General features: G+C 63.0%; 15 protein-coding genes, 1 pseudogene and 1 riboswitch. Of the genes and pseudogenes, 5 read left to right on the top strand and 11 right to left on the bottom strand.

The features are described from left to right. Positions 1 to 9 precede the first annotated feature (9 nt). The 5 genes from EX00_RS01785 to EX00_RS01765 form a co-directional block, all read right to left on the bottom strand. Positions 10 to 1,542, bottom strand: a complete 1,533-nt coding sequence (locus EX00_RS01785; RefSeq protein ID WP_052210627.1) for a M48 family metalloprotease — start codon at positions 1,540 to 1,542, stop codon at positions 10 to 12. Positions 1,543 to 1,811: 269 nt separating this feature from the next. Next, a complete protein-coding gene (locus EX00_RS01780) occupies positions 1,812 to 2,540 on the bottom strand; it encodes a thiamine ABC transporter ATP-binding protein (protein WP_047453535.1) in 729 nt (242 codons plus the stop codon). Next, entirely contained in the window at positions 2,533 to 4,173 is a 1,641-nt protein-coding gene (thiP, locus tag EX00_RS01775; protein ID WP_047453533.1) for a thiamine/thiamine pyrophosphate ABC transporter permease ThiP, read from the bottom strand. The genes EX00_RS01780 and thiP overlap by 8 nt, the downstream gene beginning before the upstream one ends. A 7-nt stretch (positions 4,174 to 4,180) precedes the next feature. Further along, positions 4,181 to 5,209 (bottom strand): thiamine ABC transporter substrate binding subunit, encoded by a 1,029-nt coding sequence (gene thiB, locus EX00_RS01770; RefSeq protein ID WP_047453532.1) that lies wholly within the window; start codon positions 5,207 to 5,209, stop codon positions 4,181 to 4,183. A 49-nt stretch (positions 5,210 to 5,258) separates the two neighbouring features. Beyond that, positions 5,259 to 5,376: riboswitch (TPP riboswitch) on the bottom strand. Between the two features lie 70 nt (positions 5,377 to 5,446). Further along, positions 5,447 to 6,982: an MDR family MFS transporter gene (locus tag EX00_RS01765; protein WP_047453530.1), complete on the bottom strand. Its 1,536-nt coding sequence runs from the start codon at positions 6,980 to 6,982 to the stop codon at positions 5,447 to 5,449. Positions 6,983 to 7,199: 217 nt separating this feature from the next. Here EX00_RS01765 and EX00_RS01760 point away from each other — a divergent pair, with 217 nt between their 5' ends. The 5 genes from EX00_RS01760 to EX00_RS01740 all read left to right on the top strand — a co-directional run bounded on the left by EX00_RS01760 (position 7,200) and on the right by EX00_RS01740 (position 15,005). Further along, complete coding sequence (locus EX00_RS01760; protein ID WP_052210625.1) at positions 7,200 to 7,727, top strand: MarR family winged helix-turn-helix transcriptional regulator; 528 nt, start codon at positions 7,200 to 7,202, stop codon at positions 7,725 to 7,727. Positions 7,728 to 7,792: 65 nt separating this feature from the next. After that, positions 7,793 to 8,446 carry a thiamine diphosphokinase gene (locus EX00_RS01755; RefSeq protein ID WP_047453527.1) on the top strand — a complete coding sequence of 218 codons (654 nt, stop codon included), beginning with the start codon at positions 7,793 to 7,795 and terminating at the stop codon, positions 8,444 to 8,446. Between the two features lie 2 nt (positions 8,447 to 8,448). Then, positions 8,449 to 10,278, top strand: a complete 1,830-nt coding sequence (locus EX00_RS01750) for an ABC-F family ATP-binding cassette domain-containing protein (protein WP_047453525.1) — start codon at positions 8,449 to 8,451, stop codon at positions 10,276 to 10,278. A gap of 360 nt (positions 10,279 to 10,638) precedes the next feature. Then, positions 10,639 to 11,829, top strand: coding sequence for an efflux RND transporter periplasmic adaptor subunit (locus EX00_RS01745; protein ID WP_047453523.1), 1,191 nt, complete (start codon positions 10,639 to 10,641; stop codon positions 11,827 to 11,829). Continuing rightward, complete coding sequence (locus tag EX00_RS01740) at positions 11,826 to 15,005, top strand: efflux RND transporter permease subunit (protein WP_047453521.1); 3,180 nt, start codon at positions 11,826 to 11,828, stop codon at positions 15,003 to 15,005. The genes EX00_RS01745 and EX00_RS01740 overlap by 4 nt, the downstream gene beginning before the upstream one ends. Positions 15,006 to 15,011: 6 nt before the next feature. Here the strand turns inward: EX00_RS01740 and EX00_RS01735 are convergent, their stop codons facing one another. From EX00_RS01735 to EX00_RS01710, 6 genes and pseudogenes are all read right to left on the bottom strand, one after another. Continuing rightward, on the bottom strand, positions 15,012 to 15,740 hold the full coding sequence (locus EX00_RS01735; RefSeq protein ID WP_047453519.1) for an SIS domain-containing protein: 729 nt from the start codon (positions 15,738 to 15,740) through the stop codon (positions 15,012 to 15,014). Positions 15,741 to 15,762: 22 nt separating this feature from the next. After that, on the bottom strand, positions 15,763 to 16,920 hold the full coding sequence (gene nagA, locus EX00_RS01730) for an N-acetylglucosamine-6-phosphate deacetylase (protein WP_047453517.1): 1,158 nt from the start codon (positions 16,918 to 16,920) through the stop codon (positions 15,763 to 15,765). After that, positions 16,920 to 17,951, bottom strand: a complete 1,032-nt coding sequence (locus tag EX00_RS01725; protein ID WP_047453515.1) for an SIS domain-containing protein — start codon at positions 17,949 to 17,951, stop codon at positions 16,920 to 16,922. The genes nagA and EX00_RS01725 overlap by 1 nt, the downstream gene beginning before the upstream one ends. Further along, positions 17,948 to 18,721, bottom strand: coding sequence for a GntR family transcriptional regulator (locus EX00_RS01720; protein ID WP_047453513.1), 774 nt, complete (start codon positions 18,719 to 18,721; stop codon positions 17,948 to 17,950). The genes EX00_RS01725 and EX00_RS01720 overlap by 4 nt, the downstream gene beginning before the upstream one ends. Positions 18,722 to 18,843: 122 nt before the next feature. Beyond that, the gene (locus EX00_RS01715) at positions 18,844 to 19,869 is read right to left on the bottom strand and encodes an aldose epimerase family protein (RefSeq protein ID WP_047453511.1); all 1,026 of its coding nucleotides are present in this window, start codon (positions 19,867 to 19,869) and stop codon (positions 18,844 to 18,846) included. 137 nt (positions 19,870 to 20,006) lie between these two features. Next, positions 20,007 to 20,559, bottom strand: a pseudogene (locus tag EX00_RS01710) (TetR/AcrR family transcriptional regulator). Positions 20,560 to 20,728: the final 169 nt, after the last annotated feature.

The raw sequence follows: 20,728 nt of genomic DNA, 5'->3' as shown, positions 1-20,728 counted from the left end.
GTGTTTTCCCTATTCCGAGATAATCTTGACCCGGTCGCCGGGTGCAATCGAGGCGCCGGTCGGCAGCGCATTGATTAGCTTGAACAGATCGAGCTTGCGGTCGGTGCCCATCATCCGGGCGGCAAGCGTGGTGATCGTGTCTCCCGCCTTGACGGTGACGACGCGCACGCGCAGCGGCTTCAGCGACGAGGCCTCTTCCGGCGTCATATGCCTGAAGCTTGAGCGCAGCACATCGGCCGTCTGCTCGAGCTGGGTGATGTTGCCCTTCGGCACCGCCGTCAGGAACCGGAAGATCTGCGCTCGGTCGCGCACGACGGTGACATCGAAATCCCAGCGATCGGCCGAGGCACGCGCCGTTGCGGCTTCCATGCCGTTGACCGTGATCGACTTGATCGATGTCGGGTCGAGGCCGGTAACCCAGCCGCTGGAAATATAATTCGTCAGGTTCTGGTTCTGGCTGTCGGCGACGCCATCGAAGCGGATGGCGATGTCGCCGGGGCCGGTCGCCATGACTGCCTCGACCTTGTTGTCGATGCGGAATTCCGGCGGCACGTCGAAGCGGATGCCGAGCCCGCCATGCAGGAAGGTCTGGCCGCGCACATAGCCTTCCTCCGGGCTGTCGCCATAAAGCAGGCCATCGATGCCGTTGAGATAATAATCGCGGCCGGTATCGCCGACCTTGCCTTCCTCGCCGAATTCGCGGGCATGTGCCTTGGCGAGATCAATGCGCTGCGGCGTGCTCGGATGGCTCGATAGGAAGTCCAGGCTCTGGTCGGCGTCGGAGTTCGCCGTCATGAAGCGGCTGTAGTCTTCCATCGCGTTGAGGAAGCGGGAGGCGGCGTAAGGGTCGTAGCCGGCCTGACCGAGCGTACGGATGCCGATCTCGTCGGCCTGCAGCTCCTGCTGGCGCGAGAAGGCGGCGAGCCGCAGCTTGCCGCGGGCGAGTGCCTGCTTGCCGGCGAGATCGCTGGACAAGACCTCAGCGACAACGCGGCTGGCGATGACCTCGGCCTCTTCGCGCTTCTGGCGCTCGATGCCGTGATTGGCGGTGACGTGCGCCATCTCGTGCGACAGTACGGCGGCGACTTCCGAGGCGTCGTTGGCAAGCGCCAGCAGGCCGCGCGTGACATAGAGATAGCCGCCGGGCAACGCGAAGGCGTTGATCGACGGTGAATTCAGGATGGTGATGCGGTAGGACTGCTGCGGATTTTCCGAGACGCTGGTCAGCGCGCCGGCGATGCGGGCAACGAGACGCTCGGTTCTGGCATCCTTGTACTCGCCACCATAGCTCGCCAGAATGCGGGGGTGCTCGCGGGCGCCCATCTGCGCGCGCGGATCATTCTTCTGCACCTCGGAAACGATTTGCGGATTGGCGGAGGGCGACACATTCGGCTGATAGGACTGATCCATCACCGACTGGCAGCTATTGAGCACCGTCGCGGCAACTAGGACGAGAGCAAGGCGGCGCGCATGGGCCACGGCAGTCGCGCTGATCGTCCGGCCCGCGTGCTTGGTTTGCTTCAGTACCTGTGTCCCACTCATTTCGCTGCCATACCGGCCGGGTGCCAAAACTGATTGATCATGACCGGCCGATCATCGCCGCGCTTCAAAAAGGTTACATCCACCCTGATCGACCTTGAGTTCATCCGGATGGTCTTCGCCCCTTCCTGTAGCCGATTTCGGCATCAGTTGCATAGCGAGACTCCGTTTAAATGTGGCAGCGTTGTATTTTAGCAAGCATTTCCCAGGACTTTCAGCCGCATGCCGCGACGAAATTAAGGCAAAATCGCCTCCGGAATGCTGCATTGCGCCTAATGTTGTAAAAATGTGCTCAGCGCCGGGATGCCATTCTCTTCCAGGAAACGGTCGATGGGCGCCGAAAGCCGGATCGTGCCGCCGTCTATGAAGACAGCGTGATCGGCGAGACGCCGCACTTCCGAGGGATCGTGAGAGACGATCAGCACCGTATTGCCGGTTTCGCGGTGGAGCGTGGTCAAGAGCTCGGCCATGCCGGCGCGCAGGCCGGGGTCGAGGGCGGCGAAGGGTTCGTCGAGGAGCAGGATCGGCTTATCGCGCACCAGAGCCCTTGCGAAAGCGGCGCGTTGTCGTTCGCCGCCTGAGAGCGTGCCCGGCTTGCGCCGCTCGAAGCCGGCAAGGCCGACGCGCGCCAAGGCTTCGGATATTCGTTGTTTGCTGTCCGTGGACAATTTTAGCGACGGGCTGATGCCCAGCCCGACATTGGTGAAGAGGTCGAGATGGGCGAAGAGGTTGTTGTCCTGAAAGACCAGCGATACCGGCCGCTCGGAAGGATGCAGACCCGTGGCATCCTGTCCGGCAAGCAGGATGCGGCCACGATCGGGTGTCTCGAAGCCGGCGAGCAGGTTCAGGAAGGTCGATTTGCCCGATCCGGATGGGCCGGTGATGGCGATGATCTTGCCTTGTGGCAGATCGCAGTCGAAGCGGAAATCATGGGTGCCGAGCCGCAGCCCGACATCCGTCATCGCGATGCTCCGTTCCGCCATGTCTTGCTCGTCAGCCATTCCGCCTGCCTTCATCTTCGTGTCTGCCCTGTCCGGCGGTGCCGGCGATGGTCAGCAGAAGACATACCAGCCCCAGGATGAAAGCAAGCCCGTCGGCATCGTTGGTGCGGTAGCTGCCGAGCTTGCTGTAGACCAACCAGGGCAGGGTCATCAGGCTATCGGAGCCGAAAAGAGCGACGGCGCCGAGATCGCCGAGCGACAGCGCCATGGCGAAGGAGAGGGCGGTGAAGAAGGGCTTGCGCAGGCCAGGCCAGTCGACCAGCCGCAGCCGTGCAAGGCCGGCAAGCCCGAGACTGGCGGCGAGGCGCTCGGTGCGGCGGCGGTGAACGATATAGGCCGGTTCGATGACGCGGATGACGAAGGGCAGCGCCATCAGGGCGTTGATGAGGATGATCAAGAGGGCGGCGAAGCGGGCGGGATCGCCGAGAGGCCGCAGTGCCAGGAACCATCCGGTCGCCAGCACGATCGGCGGCACCAGCAGAACCAGCGAGGAGGTGCCACCCAAGCCGATGGCCAGCCCGCGCAGGCCGGGTGCTTTCCGGCGCTCAGCCGATATGGTCGCGCGGGCGCGGACAATGGTGAAGGAGGTGAGCACCGCCAGAAGGCCGGCGGCGAGAGCGATGGTGAGGCTGGTCAGGGTCGCCTGCAGGAAAATCGTCTGGCTGACGAGCTTGAGAAGATCGGCCTTGAGACCGGTGACGACCACCGAGGCGAGCGGCAAGCCGACGAATAGGGTGGCAAGCAGCAGCAATACACCGTCGGTCCATCGCGCGGCACGCAATGTTCCATCGATGCGCCGCGTCGCGCGTCCGCTCGTCAGCCCGTGATCGTCCGGTGCCGGCAGCAGTGCCATCACGCCGAGAATGGCGGCGGTGATGATGATTTGCAGCAGCGACAGCAGGACGGCGCGGCCGGGGTCGAAATCGAAGCGCAGCGCCTGATAGATCGCCACCTCGATCGTGGTCGCGGCCGGGCCGCCGCCGAGGATCAGCACCAGCGTGAAGCTGGTGGCGCAGAGCATGAAGATCAGGCCGGCGATACCGGGAATGAGGCCGCGCAGCACCGGCCATTCGATGAAGCGGAAGACGGAGGCGGGACGCATGCCGAGGCCGCCGGCCATCAGCCAATATTCCGCCGGCACGCGTTCCAGCCCGGCCAGCATCAAACGGGCCGCCAGCGGCAGGTTGAAGAAGACATGAGCAAGCAATATGCCCGTCAGCCCATAGATGCTGACCGGCTGCGACAGGCCGAGCCCGGTCAGTGCCTGGTTGAGAATGCCTTGGCGTCCCCATATTCCGAGCAGGCCGAGCGCGCCGATCAATACCGGCAGACCCATGGGGACAGCCATCAGCCGGATCAGCCAGAGCCGGCCGGGGAAACGCGGCTGTCGGGCCAAGGCGCGGGCAACCGGGATCGCAAGGAGGATGGAGAGCAGGGTGGAGAGCGTCGCCTGCAGCAGGGTGAAGCGTAGGACGCGCAGCAGATAGGGGTCGGCGAGCGGGTCGCCGCCACTGGATCCGATGCCGGCGGCAAGCAGGGTGAGGACAGCGACACCGATGAAGACGGCGATGCCGGCGAGGCTGAATGCCCCGCCGGCAATGGCATGTCGTCTCTCGGGTGCCGTCAGGATCATGTCGGCGTCAGTTGGTGCTGGTGGCCGCCAGCCATTCGTCGATCCAGGCCTTGCGGTTCTTTTCGACGACATCCGGGCTCATCAGGAAGGTCTTGGTGGGAACGACCAGCTTGCCGAAGGCATCCGGCAGCGGCTCGGAGGTTGCCGAGACCGGCATCATCCAGTTGTTGGTCGGGATCGTGTCCTGGAAGCCGGGCGAGACCATGAACTTCAGGAAGTCGCGAGCAAGCTCCTTGTTCGGCGACGACTTGATCAGGCCGGCCACTTCGATCTGGATGTAATGACCCTCGGAGAAGGAGGCGGCCTGATAACGGTCGGTCTTCTCCTCGATCATGTGATAGGCGGGCGAGGTCGTATAGGAGAGCACCATCGGCGCTTCGCCCTTGGTGAAGAGGCCATAGGCTTCCGACCAGCCGGGCGTCACCGTCAGGATGCGACCCTTGAGTTTCGTCCAGGCGTCGGCCGCCTTGTCGCCATAGACCGACTTGACCCAAAGCAGCAGGCCGAGGCCCGGCGTCGAGGTGCGCGGGTCCTCGATGACGATCTTCTGCTGGGGATCACCCTCGACCAGCTCCTTCAGGCTCTTCGGCGGGTTCTTGATCGTCTGGGTGTCGTAGATCACGGCGAAATGGCCGTAATCGTAGGGGACGAAGACGTCATCCTTGAAATCGCCGGGAACTTTCAGGGGCGATGTATCGACACCGCTTGCGTCGAACAGGCCGGTGTCCTTTGCTTCATCGACAAGATTGGTGTCGAGGCCGAGTACGACGTCGGCCTTGGTGCCCGCGCCCTCCAGCTTCAGCCGGGAGAGCAGCGCCACGCCGTCGGTGACGCTGACGTAGTTGACCGTGCAGCCGCAGGTCTTCTCGAAGGCGGCCTTGACCTTGGCGCCCGGTCCCCACTCGGCGGTAAAGCTTTCATAGGTGTAGATAGTGAGCGTCTTGTCGGCGGCCTCTGCGGTCTGCGCGGCAGGAAGCGTGGTGCTGGCGGCAAAGGCCAGCCCGGCAAAGAATGTCATCAGCGATCGGTTGAGCATGGCAGCGCCTCCTCTTGGTTTCGTCTTGAACGGGAAAAGGGCGCTATGATTTCGTCACGCGTCTAATCCCTCCGCCGGTGTTAGCCGGATCAGGTTCCGCGGGTTGGCCAGTGAAGGCCTCTCAGCCAGATGTCTTTGAAAGACATAAGGCACCCCGTTAGAGCGTTGGCAGATTTAGCCCCGTGACGAGGGGATGACAAGGGGGATGATTCCCTTGTCGATTGCGGGATACGCAACTTACTCGGCGGCGTGGGCGGCGGCCTGGCTGTCGAGCTTCTTGGTGGCGCTGGGGAGTTGGACGTTCTTCAGCGTGATCGAGGTCAATAGGCCGACGAAGCAGATGGCGGCGGCCGTCATGAACAGGGGGCTGAAGGCGCTGGCATAGGCGCTGGCGACCGCTTCACGCGTGGCGTCCGGCAGGGCGGCCATCATCTTCGGCGTCAGCTCCTTGATGTTGATGACGCCGGGAATAGAGACGCCGACATTTCCGAGCTTGGCGGCGATGATGGCGCCGTAGATGGAAATGGCGATCGAAGCACCACCCATGCGCGACAGCGTCACGGCGCCGGTGGCGGCTCCGACGTCACGGCTGGCGGCGGTGTTCTGGATGCCGATGACAGGCACCTGCTGGGCAAGGCCGATGCCGATGCCATGCAGCAGCATCAGGGCGCCGATGAAGGCAATGGGCGTGCCGGCATGCACCTGTGCCAGTGTTGCGAAGGCGATGGTGCTGCAGGCGGCGCTGGCAATGGCAAAAGGCTTGTAGCGGCCCGTGGACGAGATCAGCCGGCCGGCGGAAAGCGAGCCGCAGACGATGCCGCCGGTCAAGAGGATGAAGAGCAGGCCGGCCACCGACGGCGACAGGCCAGTCGTCGTTTGCAGGAAGAGCGCGAAATAGTTGACCATGCCGATCGCGACTGCGCCGCTGGTGATCGAGATGATCAAGAGCAGGCCGAAGGTCGGGTTGCGGAATAGCGTCAGCGGCACGATCGGCTCAGGAGCGCGGCGCTCAACAAAGACCCAGGCGACCGCACAGAGTGCGCCGAAGGCGATGATCCCGAGGCATTGCGGCGACAGCAGCGAGCCGAAGAGTTCCGTGCCGTCGGCGGCAAGCACGATGCTGGTGGTGGTGAGCGCCAGCAGGATCGCACCGGCATAGTCGATCTTCGGCTTACGGGCCGGCTTGCGGTAGGGCAGCATGACGGCAAGGCCGGCAAGGACGATGAAGCCGATCGGCACGTTGACGAGGAAGATCGAGCGCCAGCCGAAGAGGTCGCTCATCGTGCCGCCGAGAACCGGGCCGATGGCGCCTGACGCCATCAGGACCAGGCTGGAATAGCTCTGGTAGCGGGCGCGCTCGCGCGGCTCGAAGAGATCGGCATTAACGGCGAAGATCGACACCAGAATGCCGCCGCCGCCAAGGCCCTGCAATACGCGGGCGGCGATCAACGTATCCATGGACACCGCAAGACCGCAGACGGCGGAGCCGACGGTGAAGATCGCGATCGCGGTCATCATCACATATTTGCGGCCGAAGAGGTCGCCGAGCTTGCCGTAGACCGGCATGACGGCGGAAAGCGACAGCAGATAGGCCGAGCCGATCCAGCCGAAGCGTTCCAGATGCCCGAATTCGCCGACAATGGTCGGCAGCGCCGTCGATACGATCTGGTTGTCGAGCGTTGCCATGAACATGGCGGTCATCAGGAAGAAGAAGAGGATGAGCCGGCGGCGGTGATCCGCAACGAGCGGCGCGGGTGTGGTCTGCATGTCCATGGAACGAGAAATCCGAGCTTGCCTGGAGTGCCGCGCGTTCGACCGAACGGGCATGGGTCGCTCCAGTTCCTGAATCCGCAGCATCTTGCTTTCGGGTGGGCTATTCGAGGGCAACATGTTGCAGAGCAATATATGTGCTATTGGCATATAATTGTCAATGGCAGATGAATGCCGTTTGCATATTTTAATATCTGCCTATCTTTGATATGCTGGCGGGATGACATCAGCAACGACCACACGAGAAATTGAAGCGACGCCACTGCCGGAAGACGAGAATCTGCTGCGCATCGGCCAGGTGATGACGCGTATGCGCCTGATGACGGGCCGCCGCATGATCGGGCGGCTGGCGATCCAGAACGTTGCGCCCGGGCTGGAGCTTTCGCATCTCGACGTCATCGATGCCGTCAGGCGGGCGGAAGGGTCCGGCGAGGTCACGGTCGGGACGATCGCTGAGATCCTGCGCATCGATCCCTCGCGGGCAAGCCGCATCGTTGCCGAGATGGTGACACGCGGCGTGCTGCGCCGCAAGGCATCGCAGGCGGATGCGCGGCGCATCGTCGTGGTGCTGACCACGCTCGGCCAAAGGCTGCTTTCCGAAATCCAGGCGCAGAAATTCGCCCTTATCGAAGAGATCCTTGCCGATTGGCCGGCAGAGGATATCGAGGTTTTTTCTCGCCTGTTCGACCGCTTTATCGGCGGCTATGAACATGCTTTTCAGACGCGCCTCAAGGAAGCCAGCGATTGAATGCCGGCTTGGCTTCAAACAGCGCTCTTCCCTAGGGACATGTCTTTGCGCTATGGGCTTGGCACATGAGCCAATCCACGACCTTCACCATCCTCCTCGGCGGCGAGCTTCGCCTGACGGAACGGCTGCGCGCGGCGACGGCCGGCAGCCGCTTCATCGCGGCGGATGGCGGCATGCGCCATGCCGTGGCACTGAATGCGACGCCCGAACTCTGGGTCGGCGATTTCGACTCGACGCCGCCGGAGTTGCGCGGCGCCTTTCTCGACGTGCCGAAGCAACCCTATCCGGCGGCCAAGGCCGCGACGGACGGCGAGATCGCCATCACGGAAGCGATCGATCGCGGCGCCAGACGGCTGATCCTTGCCGGCGCCATGGGCGGAGAGCGGTCGGATCATGCGATCCAGCACCTGCTCTACGGCATCCAGCTTGCGGAAAAAGGCTTCGACGTGCTGCTGACCTCAGGCGATGAAGAGGCCGTGCCACTGCTGCCGGGCGACATGGAGCTGGCGCTGCCTGTGGGCTCGCTGTTTTCCGTTCTCGGCTTCAGCGACCTGACGGGACTGTTCATCCACAATGCCCGCTATCCCTTGCGTGATTTCCATCTGCCCTTCGGGGCGTCGCGCACCATTTCCAATGTCGCGGAAGGCCCCGTGCGCCTTTCGCTCGGCAGTGGCAGGGCTGTTGTCCTTGCCCGCCCTTATGACCTTACCGGAGTCTGATCTTGGCCCCTCCTATTTTGAAACTCGATGACATCTTCCTGAGCTTCGGCGGCGCGCCGCTTCTGGCTGGAGCCGGGCTGCAGGTGGAGCCGGGTGACAAGATCTGCCTGGTCGGCCGCAACGGCTCGGGCAAGTCGACGCTTCTGAAGATCGCCGCCGGCATGGTCGAGGCGCAGTCCGGCGAAGTGTTCCGTCATCCGTCGTCGACCGTGCGCTATCTCGAACAGGCGCCGGATTTCGGCGATTACAAGACGGTGGCCGCCTATGCCGAAGCCGGGCTCGGGCCGGGCGACGATCCCTATCGCGTCACCTATCTGCTCTCGCATCTCGGCCTGACCGGCGAGGAAGATCCGATGACGCTTTCGGGCGGTGAAGCGCGTCGTGCGGCGCTTGCCCGCGTCATGGCACCGGAGCCGGATATCCTCCTGCTCGACGAGCCGACCAACCATCTGGACCTGCCGACCATCGAATGGCTGGAAGGCGAGTTGCAGAAGACCCGCAGTGCGCTGGTATTGATTTCGCACGACCGTCGTTTCCTCGAAAAAGTCTCGACTGCGACGGTCTGGCTCGATCGCGGCACCTCGCGGCGGCTGGACAGGGGCTTTGCCCATTTCGAAGCCTGGCGCGACCAGGTGCTGGAAGCCGAAGAGCTGGAGCAGCACAAGCTCGGCAAGGCGATCGAGCGCGAGGAACATTGGCTGCGCTACGGCGTCACCGCTCGGCGCAAGCGCAACATGCGCCGCCTTGGCGAACTGCACGACATGCGCTCGCGCCATCGCGGCCATAGGGGCGCTTTGGGTTCCGTGCAGGCGGCCGCGGCCGATGCTCAGGAGAGCGGCAAGCTGGTGATCGAAGCGCATAAGATCACCAAGGACTATGATGAGCGCGTCATCGTTGCGCCGTTTTCGATCCGCGTGCATCGCGGCGATTGCATCGGCCTTGTCGGCCCGAACGGCGCCGGCAAGACGACGTTGCTGAAGATGCTGACGGGCCAGTTGAAGCCGGACAGCGGCAAGGTGAAGCTCGGCACCAATCTGGAGATTGCCACGCTCGACCAGAAGCGCGAGGAGCTCAATCCGGAGGACACGCTCGCCAATTATCTGACCGACGGGCGCGGCGAAAATCTGCTGGTCAATGGCGAGCAGCGGCATGTGACCGGCTATATGAAGGAATTCCTGTTCCAGCCGGAACAGGCACGGACGCCGATCAAGAACTTGTCGGGTGGCGAGCGCGCCCGGCTGATGCTGGCACGTATCCTGTCGCGGCCGACCAATCTTCTCATCCTCGACGAGCCGACCAACGATCTCGACATCGAGACGCTGGACCTGCTGCAGGAAATCGTCGCTGGCTTCAACGGCACCGTCATCCTCGTTAGCCATGACCGCGATTTTCTCGACCGCACCGTGACCTCGACCATCGCCCCCGCCAATCCTGATGATCCCGACGGCCGCTGGATCGAATATGCCGGTGGCTATTCCGACATGCTCACACAGCGCAAGGGCGCTCTCGAGGAGCGCAAGCGGGCTGAAAAGGCCGCTGAGAAGCCGAAGGCGGCCGGGACGGCGGCGTCTGCCAGTGAGGCTTCGAAGGGTAAGGGCAAGCTCTCCTTCAAGCAGAAATTCGCCCTGGAAAATCTGCCGAAGGAGATGGCCAAGGCCGAGGCGGAGATCGCCGCCCGCGAAAAGAGGATGGCCGATCCTAACCTCTTCACCAAGGACCCGGCGAGCTTCAATCGGCTGGCAGCCGAGATGGAAAAGCTGCGTGACAGCGTGCTGAAGATGGAAGAGGAATGGCTGGAGCTGGAGATGCTGCGCGAGGAGCTGGAAGGCTGAAGAGCGGCTGAGACAACGCTCACTTTGCATCTGGCGGGCGAAAATTTCTGCCCGCAGACCCCACGTCATCTCGTGTGCGTCCTTCTATATTAGAAAAAACAAATGGTTGCGCAGGGCCGCACACGCTAATCTCTGTTGTCGAATTCGATAAACCGTTTATACATTGTGCTGAAAATACCAGCTCTCGGGCCGGGTTATACGTAGGTCATCGCGACCTGCGACGTGGTGGGGAAGTCCGAAGGACTTGATTGGATTTCGCCGTCGGTGGCGACAGGCCCTTCGTGGAAGATTGCAGTCAGACATGACCAACGCTTGACGCGGCTTGTTGCCGTGGGTGGCTTGTTGTTTTAGGGGGCCTTCATGCCGAAGACGCTGGCGCGTATCGCTATATTCAGCTTCACAATTGCTATTCTTGCGGGAAACCCTGTCACAGGGGCGCTGGCGCAGAGCGCCCCTCCCGCGGCACCGGTCACGGTCGCCAAGCCTGTGGTCCGCGATGTCATCGATAGCGACGAATTCATCGGGCGCTTCCAGGCGGTCGACGAGGTCTCCGTCCGCTCGCGTGTCGGCGGCTATCTCCAGGAGGTGCATTTCGAGGACGGCACCATCGTCAAGCAGGGCGACCTGCTCTTCGTCATCGACCAGCGGCCGTTTATCACGACGCTCAACGAGGCGACGGCATCGCTGGAAGTGGCGAATTCGTCCCTGACGCTCGCCGATGCGCAGTTCAAGCGCGCGCAATCGCTGTCGACGACGGGCAGCCAATCGGCCTCGACGCTGGATGACCGCCGCCGTGATCTTATCTCCGCGCAAGCGAATGTCCGTGGCGCGCAGGCCTCCGTCGACCGCGCCAATCTCGACATGGATTTCACCAAAATCACCGCGCCGCTTAGCGGCCGCATCGATCGCCGCCTGATTTCGGTCGGCAATCTCGTTCAGGCCGACCAGACGGTGCTGACGACCATCGTCTCACTTGACCCGATCGATTTCTATTTCGACGTCGATGAACGCCGGCTGCTGTCCTATGCCGACGAGGCGCGCAAGCATGGCAGCGCCCTGCAGCAGGGCGGCGGCGGCCTCGATGTCACCGTGACGATTGCCGATGCCAGTCAGAAGGCGTTCAAGGGCAAGCTTGATTTCGCGGAAAACCGGGTGGACAATCAAACCGGCACGATACGCGTGCGCGCCCGCTTCCCCAATCCGGATTTCGTATTGCAGCCCGGCCTTTTTGGCCGCGTTCAGGTTGAGGGCTCCAACAGCTACAAGGCGATCCTCGTTCCCGACGAAGCCATCGGTTCCGACCAGAACCAGCGTGTCGTCTATACCGTCGGGGCCGACGGCAACGTGACGCCGAAGGCCGTCCGGCTCGGGCCGAAGCTTTATGGCTACCGCGTCATCCGCGAAGGCATGACCGGCGACGAGACCATCGTCGTCAACGGGCTGATACGCATCCGGCCCGGCGTCAAGGTCGCGCCGCAATTGGTCGAGCTGCCCCAGGAGGCAGCGAATCCCGAAGCGCCAGCCCAGGCAGGCCAGGGGACGGACCAATGAGGTTTTCCCATTTCTTCGTCGACCGGCCGATTTTCGCGTCGGTCCTGTCCATCGTGCTGCTGATCGTCGGCGGTATCGCCTATTTCCAGCTTCCGGTCGCGCAATATCCCGAAGTTGCGCCACCGACCATCGTTATTCGAACATCCTATCCGGGGGCTGATTCCCAGACGATCGCCGATACGGTGGCGACGCCGATCGAGCAGGAGGTCAATGGTGTCGAGGACATGCTCTACATGTCCTCCTATTCCAGTGCCGACGGCTCGATGTCGCTCACCATCACCTTCAAGCTCGGCACGGATCTCGACAAGGCGCAGGTCCTGGTCCAGAACCGTGTCGCCATCGCCGAGCCGCGTCTGCCGGAAGAGGTTCGCCGCATCGGCATCACCACGGTCAAGAGCTCGCCCGACCTAATGATGGTCGTGCACCTGCTGTCGCCGAGCAATCGCTACGACCAGCTCTATATTTCCAATTATGCCCGCTCGCGCATCCGCGACCTTCTTGTCCGGCTCGACGGCGTCGGCGACGTGCAGCTCTTCGGCGAGCGGCAATATTCGCTGCGTATCTGGCTCGACCCGGAAAAGCTCGCTTCCTATGGCATGACCGCCGGCGACATCGTCCAGGCGTTGCGGGACCAGAACGTGCAGGTTTCGGGCGGCTCGATCGGCGGCCCGCCGGTTTCGGGCACCAACGCCTTCCAATATACGGTGACGACCCAGGGGCGGTTTTCCGATGCGCGGCAATTCCGCTATGTCATCGTCAAGGCGACGGATAGCGGCCGGCTGGTGCAGCTGCAGGACGTGGCGCGCATCGAGCTTGGTGCGCAGGATTACGTCACCAACAGCTATCTGAACGGTAGCCCCGCCGTTGCGCTCGGCGTCTTTGCCCGGCCCGGCACCAACGCTCTCGATGCCGCCGCCGACATCGAGAAGACGATGAAGAACCTGGCGCAGGATTTCCCCCAGGGCCTCGAATATCGCATCATCTACAATCCGACGGAATTCATCGCGGAATCGATCTACGAGGTCTACAAGACGATCTTCGAGGCGGCGATCCTGGTTGCCATCGTCGTGCTGGTCTTCCTGCAATCCTGGCGAACGGCGATCATTCCGATCATCGCCATCCCGGTATCGTTGATCGGCACCTTTGCCTTCCTGCTCGCCTTCGGCTTCTCGCTGAACATGCTGACGCTGTTCGGTCTGGTGCTTGCCATCGGCATCGTCGTCGACGACGCGATCGTCGTCGTCGAAAATGTCGAGCGCAATCTGGCGCTTGGGATGACGCCGAAGGAGGCGTCGCATGTGACGATGAACGAGGTCGGCACCGCTGTGCTGGCGATTTCACTCGTCCTGATCGCCGTCTTTCTGCCGACCGCTTTCATTCCCGGCATAACGGGACAGTTCTACCGGCAGTTCGCGGTGACCATCTCCATCGCGACGGCGATTTCCTGTCTGAATTCGCTGACGCTGTCGCCGGCGATCGCCGCAATCGTGCTGCGTCCGCACGACCACAAGAAATCCAACAACATCTTCTCGCGCTTCGGCCGCGCTCTTGGCGACGGCTTCAACCGGGGCTTCGAGGCGATGAGCCGGGGCTATTCCTGGATCATCCGCCATCTCGTCACCACCTGGGTCGCGCTTGGCTGCGCCCTTCTCGTCTTCGTCGGGCTGCTCGGCGCGACGTGGTACATGGGCAGGATCGTGCCGCAGGGCTTCGTGCCCACCATGGATCAGGGCTATGCCATCGTCGTCGTGCAATTGCCCGATGGCGCGTCATTGGCGCGCACCAATGCGGTCATCGAGAAGGCGACCGCGATCATCAACAAGACGCCTGGCGTTGAAAACGCCGTCGCCTTTGCCGGCTTCAACGGCGCGACCTTCACCAATGCCTCGAATTCGGGCGTCATCTTCACGCCCTTCAAGCCGTTCGAGGAGAGATTGAAGAGCGGCGAGACGGCCACAAAGATCATCGGCGAGCTCTACGGCAGCCTGCAGGGCATTCAGGAGGCCTTCATCATCGCTATTCCGCCGCCATCGATCCGCGGCGTCGGCAATTCCGGCGGCTTCAAGATGCAGATCATGGACCGCGAAAATCCCGATATGCGCCGGATCCTGCCGCTTGCCTATCAGCTGATGGGCGCGGCCGCGCAGAACAAGGGTGTCAGCGGCGTCTTCACCACATTTTCGGCCAATAGCCCGCAATATTTCCTGGCGGTCGACCGCGACAAGGCGCGGGCGCTGAACGTGCCGATCCCCAATATCTTCGAGACGCTGTCGATCAACCTCGGCACGTCCTATGTCAACGACTTCAACGCTTTCGGCCGCGTCTACCAGGTGCGGGCGCAGGCCGACCAGCAATATCGCATGGATCGCGAGGATATTCTGGCGCTGAAGGTGCGTTCGGCCACCGGCGCGCTGGTGCCGCTCGGCACCCTCGTCGATATCAGGGACACGACCGGCCCGACGCTCGTGCAGCGCTACAACATGTATGTTTCGGTTCCCCTCCAGGGCAATCCCGGACCGGGCGTATCGACCGGCAGCGCGCTCGATACGATGGAGGGGCTGGCGAAGAACCTCTTGCCGACCGGAACGACCTTCGAATGGACGGAGCTTGCCTATCAGGAAAAGAATACCGGCAATACGGCGGTCTATATCTTCGCCCTGTCGGTCATCTTCGTTTTCCTGGCACTTGCCGCCCAGTATGAAAGCTGGACATTGCCGCTCGCCATCATCCTGATCGTGCCGCTGGCGGTGCTGGCCGCGTTGATCGGCGTGCATTTAAGGGGCATGGACAACAACATCCTGACGCAGATCGGCCTGATCGTGCTGATCGGCCTGGCGGCCAAGAACGCGATCCTGATCGTGGAATTTGCCCGTCAGGCGCAATTGGAGGGCAAGAGCGCCGTGGAGGCGGCGATCGAGGCCAGCCATCTGCGCCTGCGGCCGATCCTGATGACCGCCTTCGCCTTCATCTTCGGCGTCGTGCCGCTGATGATCGCCACCGGCCCCGGCGCGGAAATGCGCCAGTCGCTCGGCACGGCGGTCTTCTCCGGCATGCTTGGCGTCACGCTGTTCGGCCTGTTCCTGACCCCGGTCTTCTATGTCGTGCTGCGCAGAGGGCGCAAGCAGCCGGAGGCTCCGGCGGCGGAGGCAGAAGTTTCGGATGCCGCCGTCCACTGATGCCGGTTAAAGGTGAGGATTGCGCGGCCGGTATTTCTTCACCAGCCGCTGGTTGGTTTCCTTGGCGCCGGGCATGTTGGCGCTGAGGTAGACCGGCGGGTCGCCGTCCTTGGAAAGTTCGGCGGCGACTTCGGCGAAGATGGCGTTGAGCAGGGAGGCGCCGATCGCGGTCGATGCCGGCCCCACCTTCAGTTCGCTCCCCGGCAGGTCGATGATGGCGTCGCCCGGCGGCAAGCCGTTGTCGAGCACGATGTCGGCGATATCGGCGAGCCGGCGGCGGCCATTGGCGATGGCGGCGGAATAGGCAAGCGAGGTGATGGCGATGACGCTCGCGCCGATCTCGCGGCCATAATCGGCGGCCTCGACCGGGGCAGCGTTGACGCCGGAATTGGAGGCGATGATCAGCACATCGCCGGGCTGCATACCATAACGCTCGAAAATCGGCCGGATCAGCCCCTCGGTGCGCTCATAGACAGAGCTGATGACCGCGCCTTCGTGCAGCATGGCCGATCCGACCAGCACGGGGATGGTGAAGGCGAGGCCACCGGCGCGGTAATGCACCTCTTCCGCCAGCATATGCGAATGGCCGGTGCCGAAGACATAGACGCGGCGGTCGGCGCGCGCCGCCGTGCTGATAACGTTGGCCGCTTTCGCCATCGGCTCGGCGAGCGCCTCGCGCAAGGTTTCCAGCCGGCTGATCAAGGCGGAGAAATAGCTGTCCGTGACTGCGGTCATGCCGAGCTTCTTTCGTTGTAGCTTAGGCCGATGGCTGGCCCGAAATCCATGTCTGGGTCACGTCGATGCCGTCGGTAATATGGACGAGATCGGCGCGGGCGCCGGGCGTCAGATAGCCACGATCTTCAAGCCGCAGGAAGCGGGCGGGATAGGAGGTCGCCATGCGCAGCGCTTCCGCCAGCGGCAATTCGAGAACATTGACGCCATAGCGGATCGTCGAGGCCATATCGACGTCGGAGCCGGCAAGCGTGCCGTCGTCCAGGATCAGCTTGGAGCAGTAGCCGCCCCTGACGCGATAGACGGTGCGGCCGTTCAGCGTGAAGCTATCGAGGGCCGTGCCGACCAGCGACATGGCGTCGGTGACGAAGAATAGCCGGCCTTCGCCGCGTTTTGCACGCAAGGCAATTCGCAGCGCGCGCGGATCGACATGGTGGCCGTCGGCGATGATGCCGCACCAGGGAGCGGGGTGGTCGATGGCCGCGCCCACGAGGCCGGGCGCGCGATGGCCCATCTGGCTCATGGCGTTGAAGAGATGGGTGACGCCGCGTGCGCCGGCGTCGAAGCGGGCATCCGCCGCGTCCGCCGTGCAATCGCTATGGCCGATGCTGACGATGACGCCGCCTTCGCTCAGTGCCTGCACCTGGCGTTCGGTTACCTGCTCCGCTGCCATGGTGATCAGCAACGTGCCGATTGCCTCGCGGGCGCGGATGAAGGCCTTGACGTCGCTGTCCTCGACCGGGCGCATCAGTTCGGCCAGATGCGCGCCCTTGCGGGCCGGCGCCAGATGCGGGCCTTCGAGATGCAGGCCGGCGACGCCGCGATTGGCCTTGACGGCCTCGATCGCCGCTTCGATCGCCGCCGTGGTCGCGGCCGCGACATCGGTGATCAGCGTCGGCAGCAGCGCCGTGGTGCCAAAGGGGCGGTGTCCCTCGGCGATCATGTACATGGATTCGGGCGACGGATCGTCGTTCAGCATGCGGCCGCCGCCGCCATTCACCTGTGCGTCGATGAAGCCGGGGGACAGCACGCCGCCGGCAAGGCGGACCACCTCGGCATTGTCGGGCACATCATTGGCGGCGGTGATTGCCTGCACCCGGCCGTTGCCGGTCACCAGCGCGCTATCCTCGTGAAACCGGTCGCCGTCGAAGATGCGCGCGCCGGTAAAGACCTGATACTCCATCACATGGTCTCCGTCACCTTGAGAAGATTGGCCGGCTTATCGGGGTCGAAGCCCTTGCGCCGCGTTACCGCTTCGATGAGGCGATAGTAGCAGAGCAGCGACACCAGCGGGTCGATCAGGCCGTTGCCGGTGGTCGGCATGCGCAGGTTGATGCCGGGAAGCGGCGCTGTGGAGAAGGAGACGGCGGTGGCTCCGAGCTTCTGCAGGCGCTCCAATGCCTGGGCATTGTTGGCGAAGGCCGCGTCGTCGGGCGAGAAGGCGACGATCGGGAAGCCCGGCTGCACCAGCCGCATCGGTCCATGCATCAGTTCGGCAAGCGAGAAGGCTTCGGCATGCAGGCCGGCGGTTTCCTTGGCCTTGAGTGCTGCTTCCAGCGCGATGGCGAAGGCCGGGCCGCGGCCGCCGGTGTAGAGCGAGGTGGCGTTAAAGAGTACGTCCTCGGCAGGTTTGCCGTCGATCCCCGATGTCGCCGCCAGCGTTTCCGGCAGTCGGGCGAGGCCGGTGGCAAGTGCCTGGTCGCCCGAGATGGCTGCCGTGACGCCGGTCAGCGCCGCGACGGCGGCGATGAAGGATTTGGTGGCGGCAACGCTCTTTTCCGGGCCGGCATTGAGGCCGAGCACGATATCGGCTTCCCTGGCGAGCGTGCTGTCGGTGACGTTGACGACGGCGATGGTCGTGGCGCCGCCGAGCTTGGCGGCCGCCTGCAGCGCGATGATATCGGGACTGCCGCCGGATTGCGACACGGTGAAGTGGATGCCGCCTTTCAGGTGCAGGGGCGTGCCATAGACGGAGGCGATCGACGGGCCGATCGAGGCGACGGGCACGCCGCAGGAGATTTCGAAGAGATATTTGAAGAAGGTGGCGGCATGGTCGGAGGAGCCGCGCGCCGCCGTGGTGATCAAGGAGGGGTGAGTGGAGGAGAAGAGCTTTGCAATTTCGGCAAAGACGGGCTTTTCCTTCTCAAGCAGGGTCGCGACCACGTCCGGCGACTGGCCGGCCTCGGTCAGCATCAGGGATTGGGTCTCGCTCATAAGTCTTCTCCGATTCTCAATTCTGCAACGAAATCATAGGCATCGCCACGATAGTGCGAGCGGGTATATTCAACGACGCGCTGGTCTTCCAGCCGCGAAATACGTTCGATCAAAAGCGCGGGCGCGCCGGATTTGACATTCAGGATCGACGCGGAGGACGGATCGAGCGTCACCGCCGTCAGTCGCTGCAACGCGCGGACCGGCTTGAAGCCGTTCCCCGCCAGCGCATCATAGAGCGAACCTTCGGAAACCGCATCCTCGCCCAGAAATTTGATCGGAACGACAGCGCGCTCGATGGCGAGCGGCTGGCCGTCTGCCAGGCGCAATCGGTCGAGCCGCAACACTGGTTCATCGAGGCGAAGGCCGAGCAGGAAGGATTCTTCCGGGGCAGGGGCGCTGACGGTGCGCGACAGGATCCTTGCCGCCGGCTCGCGGCCGCGCGAGCGCATATCGGCGGAGAAGGAGGAAAGGCGCCAGAGCGATTGCTCGATGCGCTCGACATGCTGCGACACGAAGGTGCCGCTGCCATGGCGGGATTCAATCGCACCGGAGGCAAGCAGGTCGCGATAGGCGGTGCGGACCGTGACGCGGCCGACCTGCAAGGCTTCAGCGAGATCGCGCTCGCCCGGCAGCGCCGCTCCGGCTTTCAGCAGGCCTTCCTGAATGAGGCCGGCGAGCGCCTGCGCCAGGCGCTTGTACAGCGGCCCGGTTCCCGCTTCGTCGCGCAGGCCACGGCTATTCAGCTCAGCGATTAGACTGGTTCTATCCATGGGAAATATATAGAACCTATTTAGAACCAGTCTGCAAGATGATTCTGGCGTGCGGGCTGAAAATGAATCGGCCGGGCGTGATGAGCGCCCGGCCGATGCCAACGGGATCAAGCGTTGTCGGCTCAGCTCTTCGTGAAGATATAGTCGGTTTCCTGCCGCAACACCTCGCCGGGGCGAAGGACGGCATTCGGGAAGCCTTCGTGGTTGATGGCATCCGGCCAGACCTGGGTTTCAAGGCAGAAGCCGGCGAAGGGGCCGATCTTCTGGCCGTCATGGCCGGGAACGGGCACGTCGAGCTTGAAGCCGGCATAGAACTGCACGCCAGGCTCGGTCGTGCGCACTTCCAGCGAGACGCCGGAATTGACGCTGCGCGCCAGCACCACGGAGCGCTTGGCGGTACGCTCAGGCGACAGGCAGAAATTATGGTCGTAGAGCGCCTGTTCGGCGCCGTCGAAGCGCTTCATCGACGCCATTTCGCGGAAATCGAAGACGGTGCCTTCGACGGAGCGCACTTCGCCGGTCGGCACCTGCTTCTCATCCGTCGGGGTATAGTGATCGGCGGCGATCATGATGTCGTGGCCGAGCGCGTCGTCGCGGCCGTCGAGGTTGAAATAGGCGTGCTGGCAGACATTGGCGAGCGTCGGCTGGTCGCTGGTCGATTCATAGGTGATCGAGAATTCGCCGTTGCCATGCACCCGATAGGTCGCCTGGATCGTGCAATTGCCGGGATAGCCGGCGCGGCCGTCGGGATCGACGATCTTCAAGACGACCCGGTCGACCGCGTGCTCGACGATCGTCCAGTTGCGCTTGGCGGTGTTGTCCTTGCCGCCGTGCAGATGGGTGACGCCCTTCTCGTTGAGTTCGAGCTGGTATTGCTTGTCATCCAGCGTGAAGCGGCCGGCGCCGATGCGGTTGGCGCAGCGGCCGGGCGTGGCGCCGAAATAGGAGGAGTGGGCCGGATAGTCGGCGAAATTGTCGAAGCCGAGCAGCAGGGCGGGGCTATGGCCTTCGAGCCGCAGGTCCTGGATAACGGCGCCCCAGCTGATGATATGCGCCGTCAGGCCACCGCCGACGATCTTGACGCGATAGACCGTTTCTCCGGTTGGCGTCGTTCCGAAAACTTCCCGTTGCAAACTGTTTTCCGTCATATCGACTTATCCATCCCTATCATAAATTCGAGGCCAGACCCTGCCCCCATTCGCGCCGATCCGCAACCAGTTCGAATGCGAAATTTAGGCGCGATGGAATGCCGATCAAGGCTTGGTTCGGGTTTCTCTCATCTCCCTTAGAGCGGTGTCAGTGGCTGGGCGATCTGGGTGGTAACGATTGTAGTGAACAGTCCGGGATCGCCGAAAGCCCTTGCGGAGAGCATTGCGCCGTGAACCGCTGCCATCAGCATTTGGGCCTCCTGTTCCGGCTGGCTGGCCAATCGGAACAGATTTTGCTCCGCTCCGGCCTGCAGCATGGGCACGGACGTGGGATGCAACCTCTTGCGGCAGCATCTGCATCTCGCTAGCGAGCATCGCACAGACGCAGAAGGGCAGCGAGGCATCGCGAATGCATGTCTGCCAGAAATTCAGGTAGGACTGCAATTGTTCGGCAGGGCTTGCGGACTGGGCACGAAGAGAATCTAAACCTGCTTCCGCCTGCTGCTTGTAGCGATCCACCAGCACCGCGACCAGTTCGGCCTTCGTCGGAAAATGATGGTGGATGCTCGCCTTCCTGATGCCGATTGCAGCCGAGATGTCGGCATAGCTGAACCCGTTGTAGCCTCCCGCGACGATGAGAGATTGCGCGGCGTCGAAAATTTTATCCGAAGTGGAAGTTATTGATTTCAGTCGCCGCCTACCTTCTGGTAGGTAATTTGTCAAGATAGAGCATGATGCCGAAAAGTGTTAAGCGGTTTTCGGACGACATCATGCTCTACTTATTTGATTGTAGAGCGGATTCAGATTTTAGGTCGAGTCGACCTAAAATCATCCGACTCTAATTGCGGCGCTTCCGCTT

It is taken from the genome of Martinezella rhizogenes (genome assembly GCF_000799715.1).
Lineage (GTDB): Bacteria > Pseudomonadota > Alphaproteobacteria > Rhizobiales > Rhizobiaceae > Rhizobium > Rhizobium rhizogenes_C.
The sequence above is the reverse complement of the archived record's forward strand: the minus strand, read 5'-3'. Positions and strand labels throughout refer to the sequence as shown.

Coding starts and splice junctions, on each gene's coding strand:
- EX00_RS01720 (WP_047453513.1), bottom strand. CDS start 18,721: ATGGATAGAACCAGTCTAATCGCTGAGCTGAATAGCCGTGGCCTGCGC.
- EX00_RS01735 (WP_047453519.1), bottom strand. CDS start 15,740: ATGACCGCAGTCACGGACAGCTATTTCTCCGCCTTGATCAGCCGGCTG.
- EX00_RS01745 (WP_047453523.1), top strand. CDS start 10,639: ATGCCGAAGACGCTGGCGCGTATCGCTATATTCAGCTTCACAATTGCT.
- EX00_RS01780 (WP_047453535.1), bottom strand. CDS start 2,540: ATGGCTGACGAGCAAGACATGGCGGAACGGAGCATCGCGATGACGGAT.
- EX00_RS01715 (WP_047453511.1), bottom strand. CDS start 19,869: ATGACGGAAAACAGTTTGCAACGGGAAGTTTTCGGAACGACGCCAACC.
- thiB (WP_047453532.1), bottom strand. CDS start 5,209: ATGCTCAACCGATCGCTGATGACATTCTTTGCCGGGCTGGCCTTTGCC.
- EX00_RS01765 (WP_047453530.1), bottom strand. CDS start 6,982: ATGGACATGCAGACCACACCCGCGCCGCTCGTTGCGGATCACCGCCGC.
- EX00_RS01785 (WP_052210627.1), bottom strand. CDS start 1,542: ATGAGTGGGACACAGGTACTGAAGCAAACCAAGCACGCGGGCCGGACG.
- EX00_RS01755 (WP_047453527.1), top strand. CDS start 7,793: ATGAGCCAATCCACGACCTTCACCATCCTCCTCGGCGGCGAGCTTCGC.
- EX00_RS01760 (WP_052210625.1), top strand. CDS start 7,200: ATGACATCAGCAACGACCACACGAGAAATTGAAGCGACGCCACTGCCG.
- EX00_RS01725 (WP_047453515.1), bottom strand. CDS start 17,951: ATGAGCGAGACCCAATCCCTGATGCTGACCGAGGCCGGCCAGTCGCCG.
- nagA (WP_047453517.1), bottom strand. CDS start 16,920: ATGGAGTATCAGGTCTTTACCGGCGCGCGCATCTTCGACGGCGACCGG.
- thiP (WP_047453533.1), bottom strand. CDS start 4,173: ATGATCCTGACGGCACCCGAGAGACGACATGCCATTGCCGGCGGGGCA.
- EX00_RS01740 (WP_047453521.1), top strand. CDS start 11,826: ATGAGGTTTTCCCATTTCTTCGTCGACCGGCCGATTTTCGCGTCGGTC.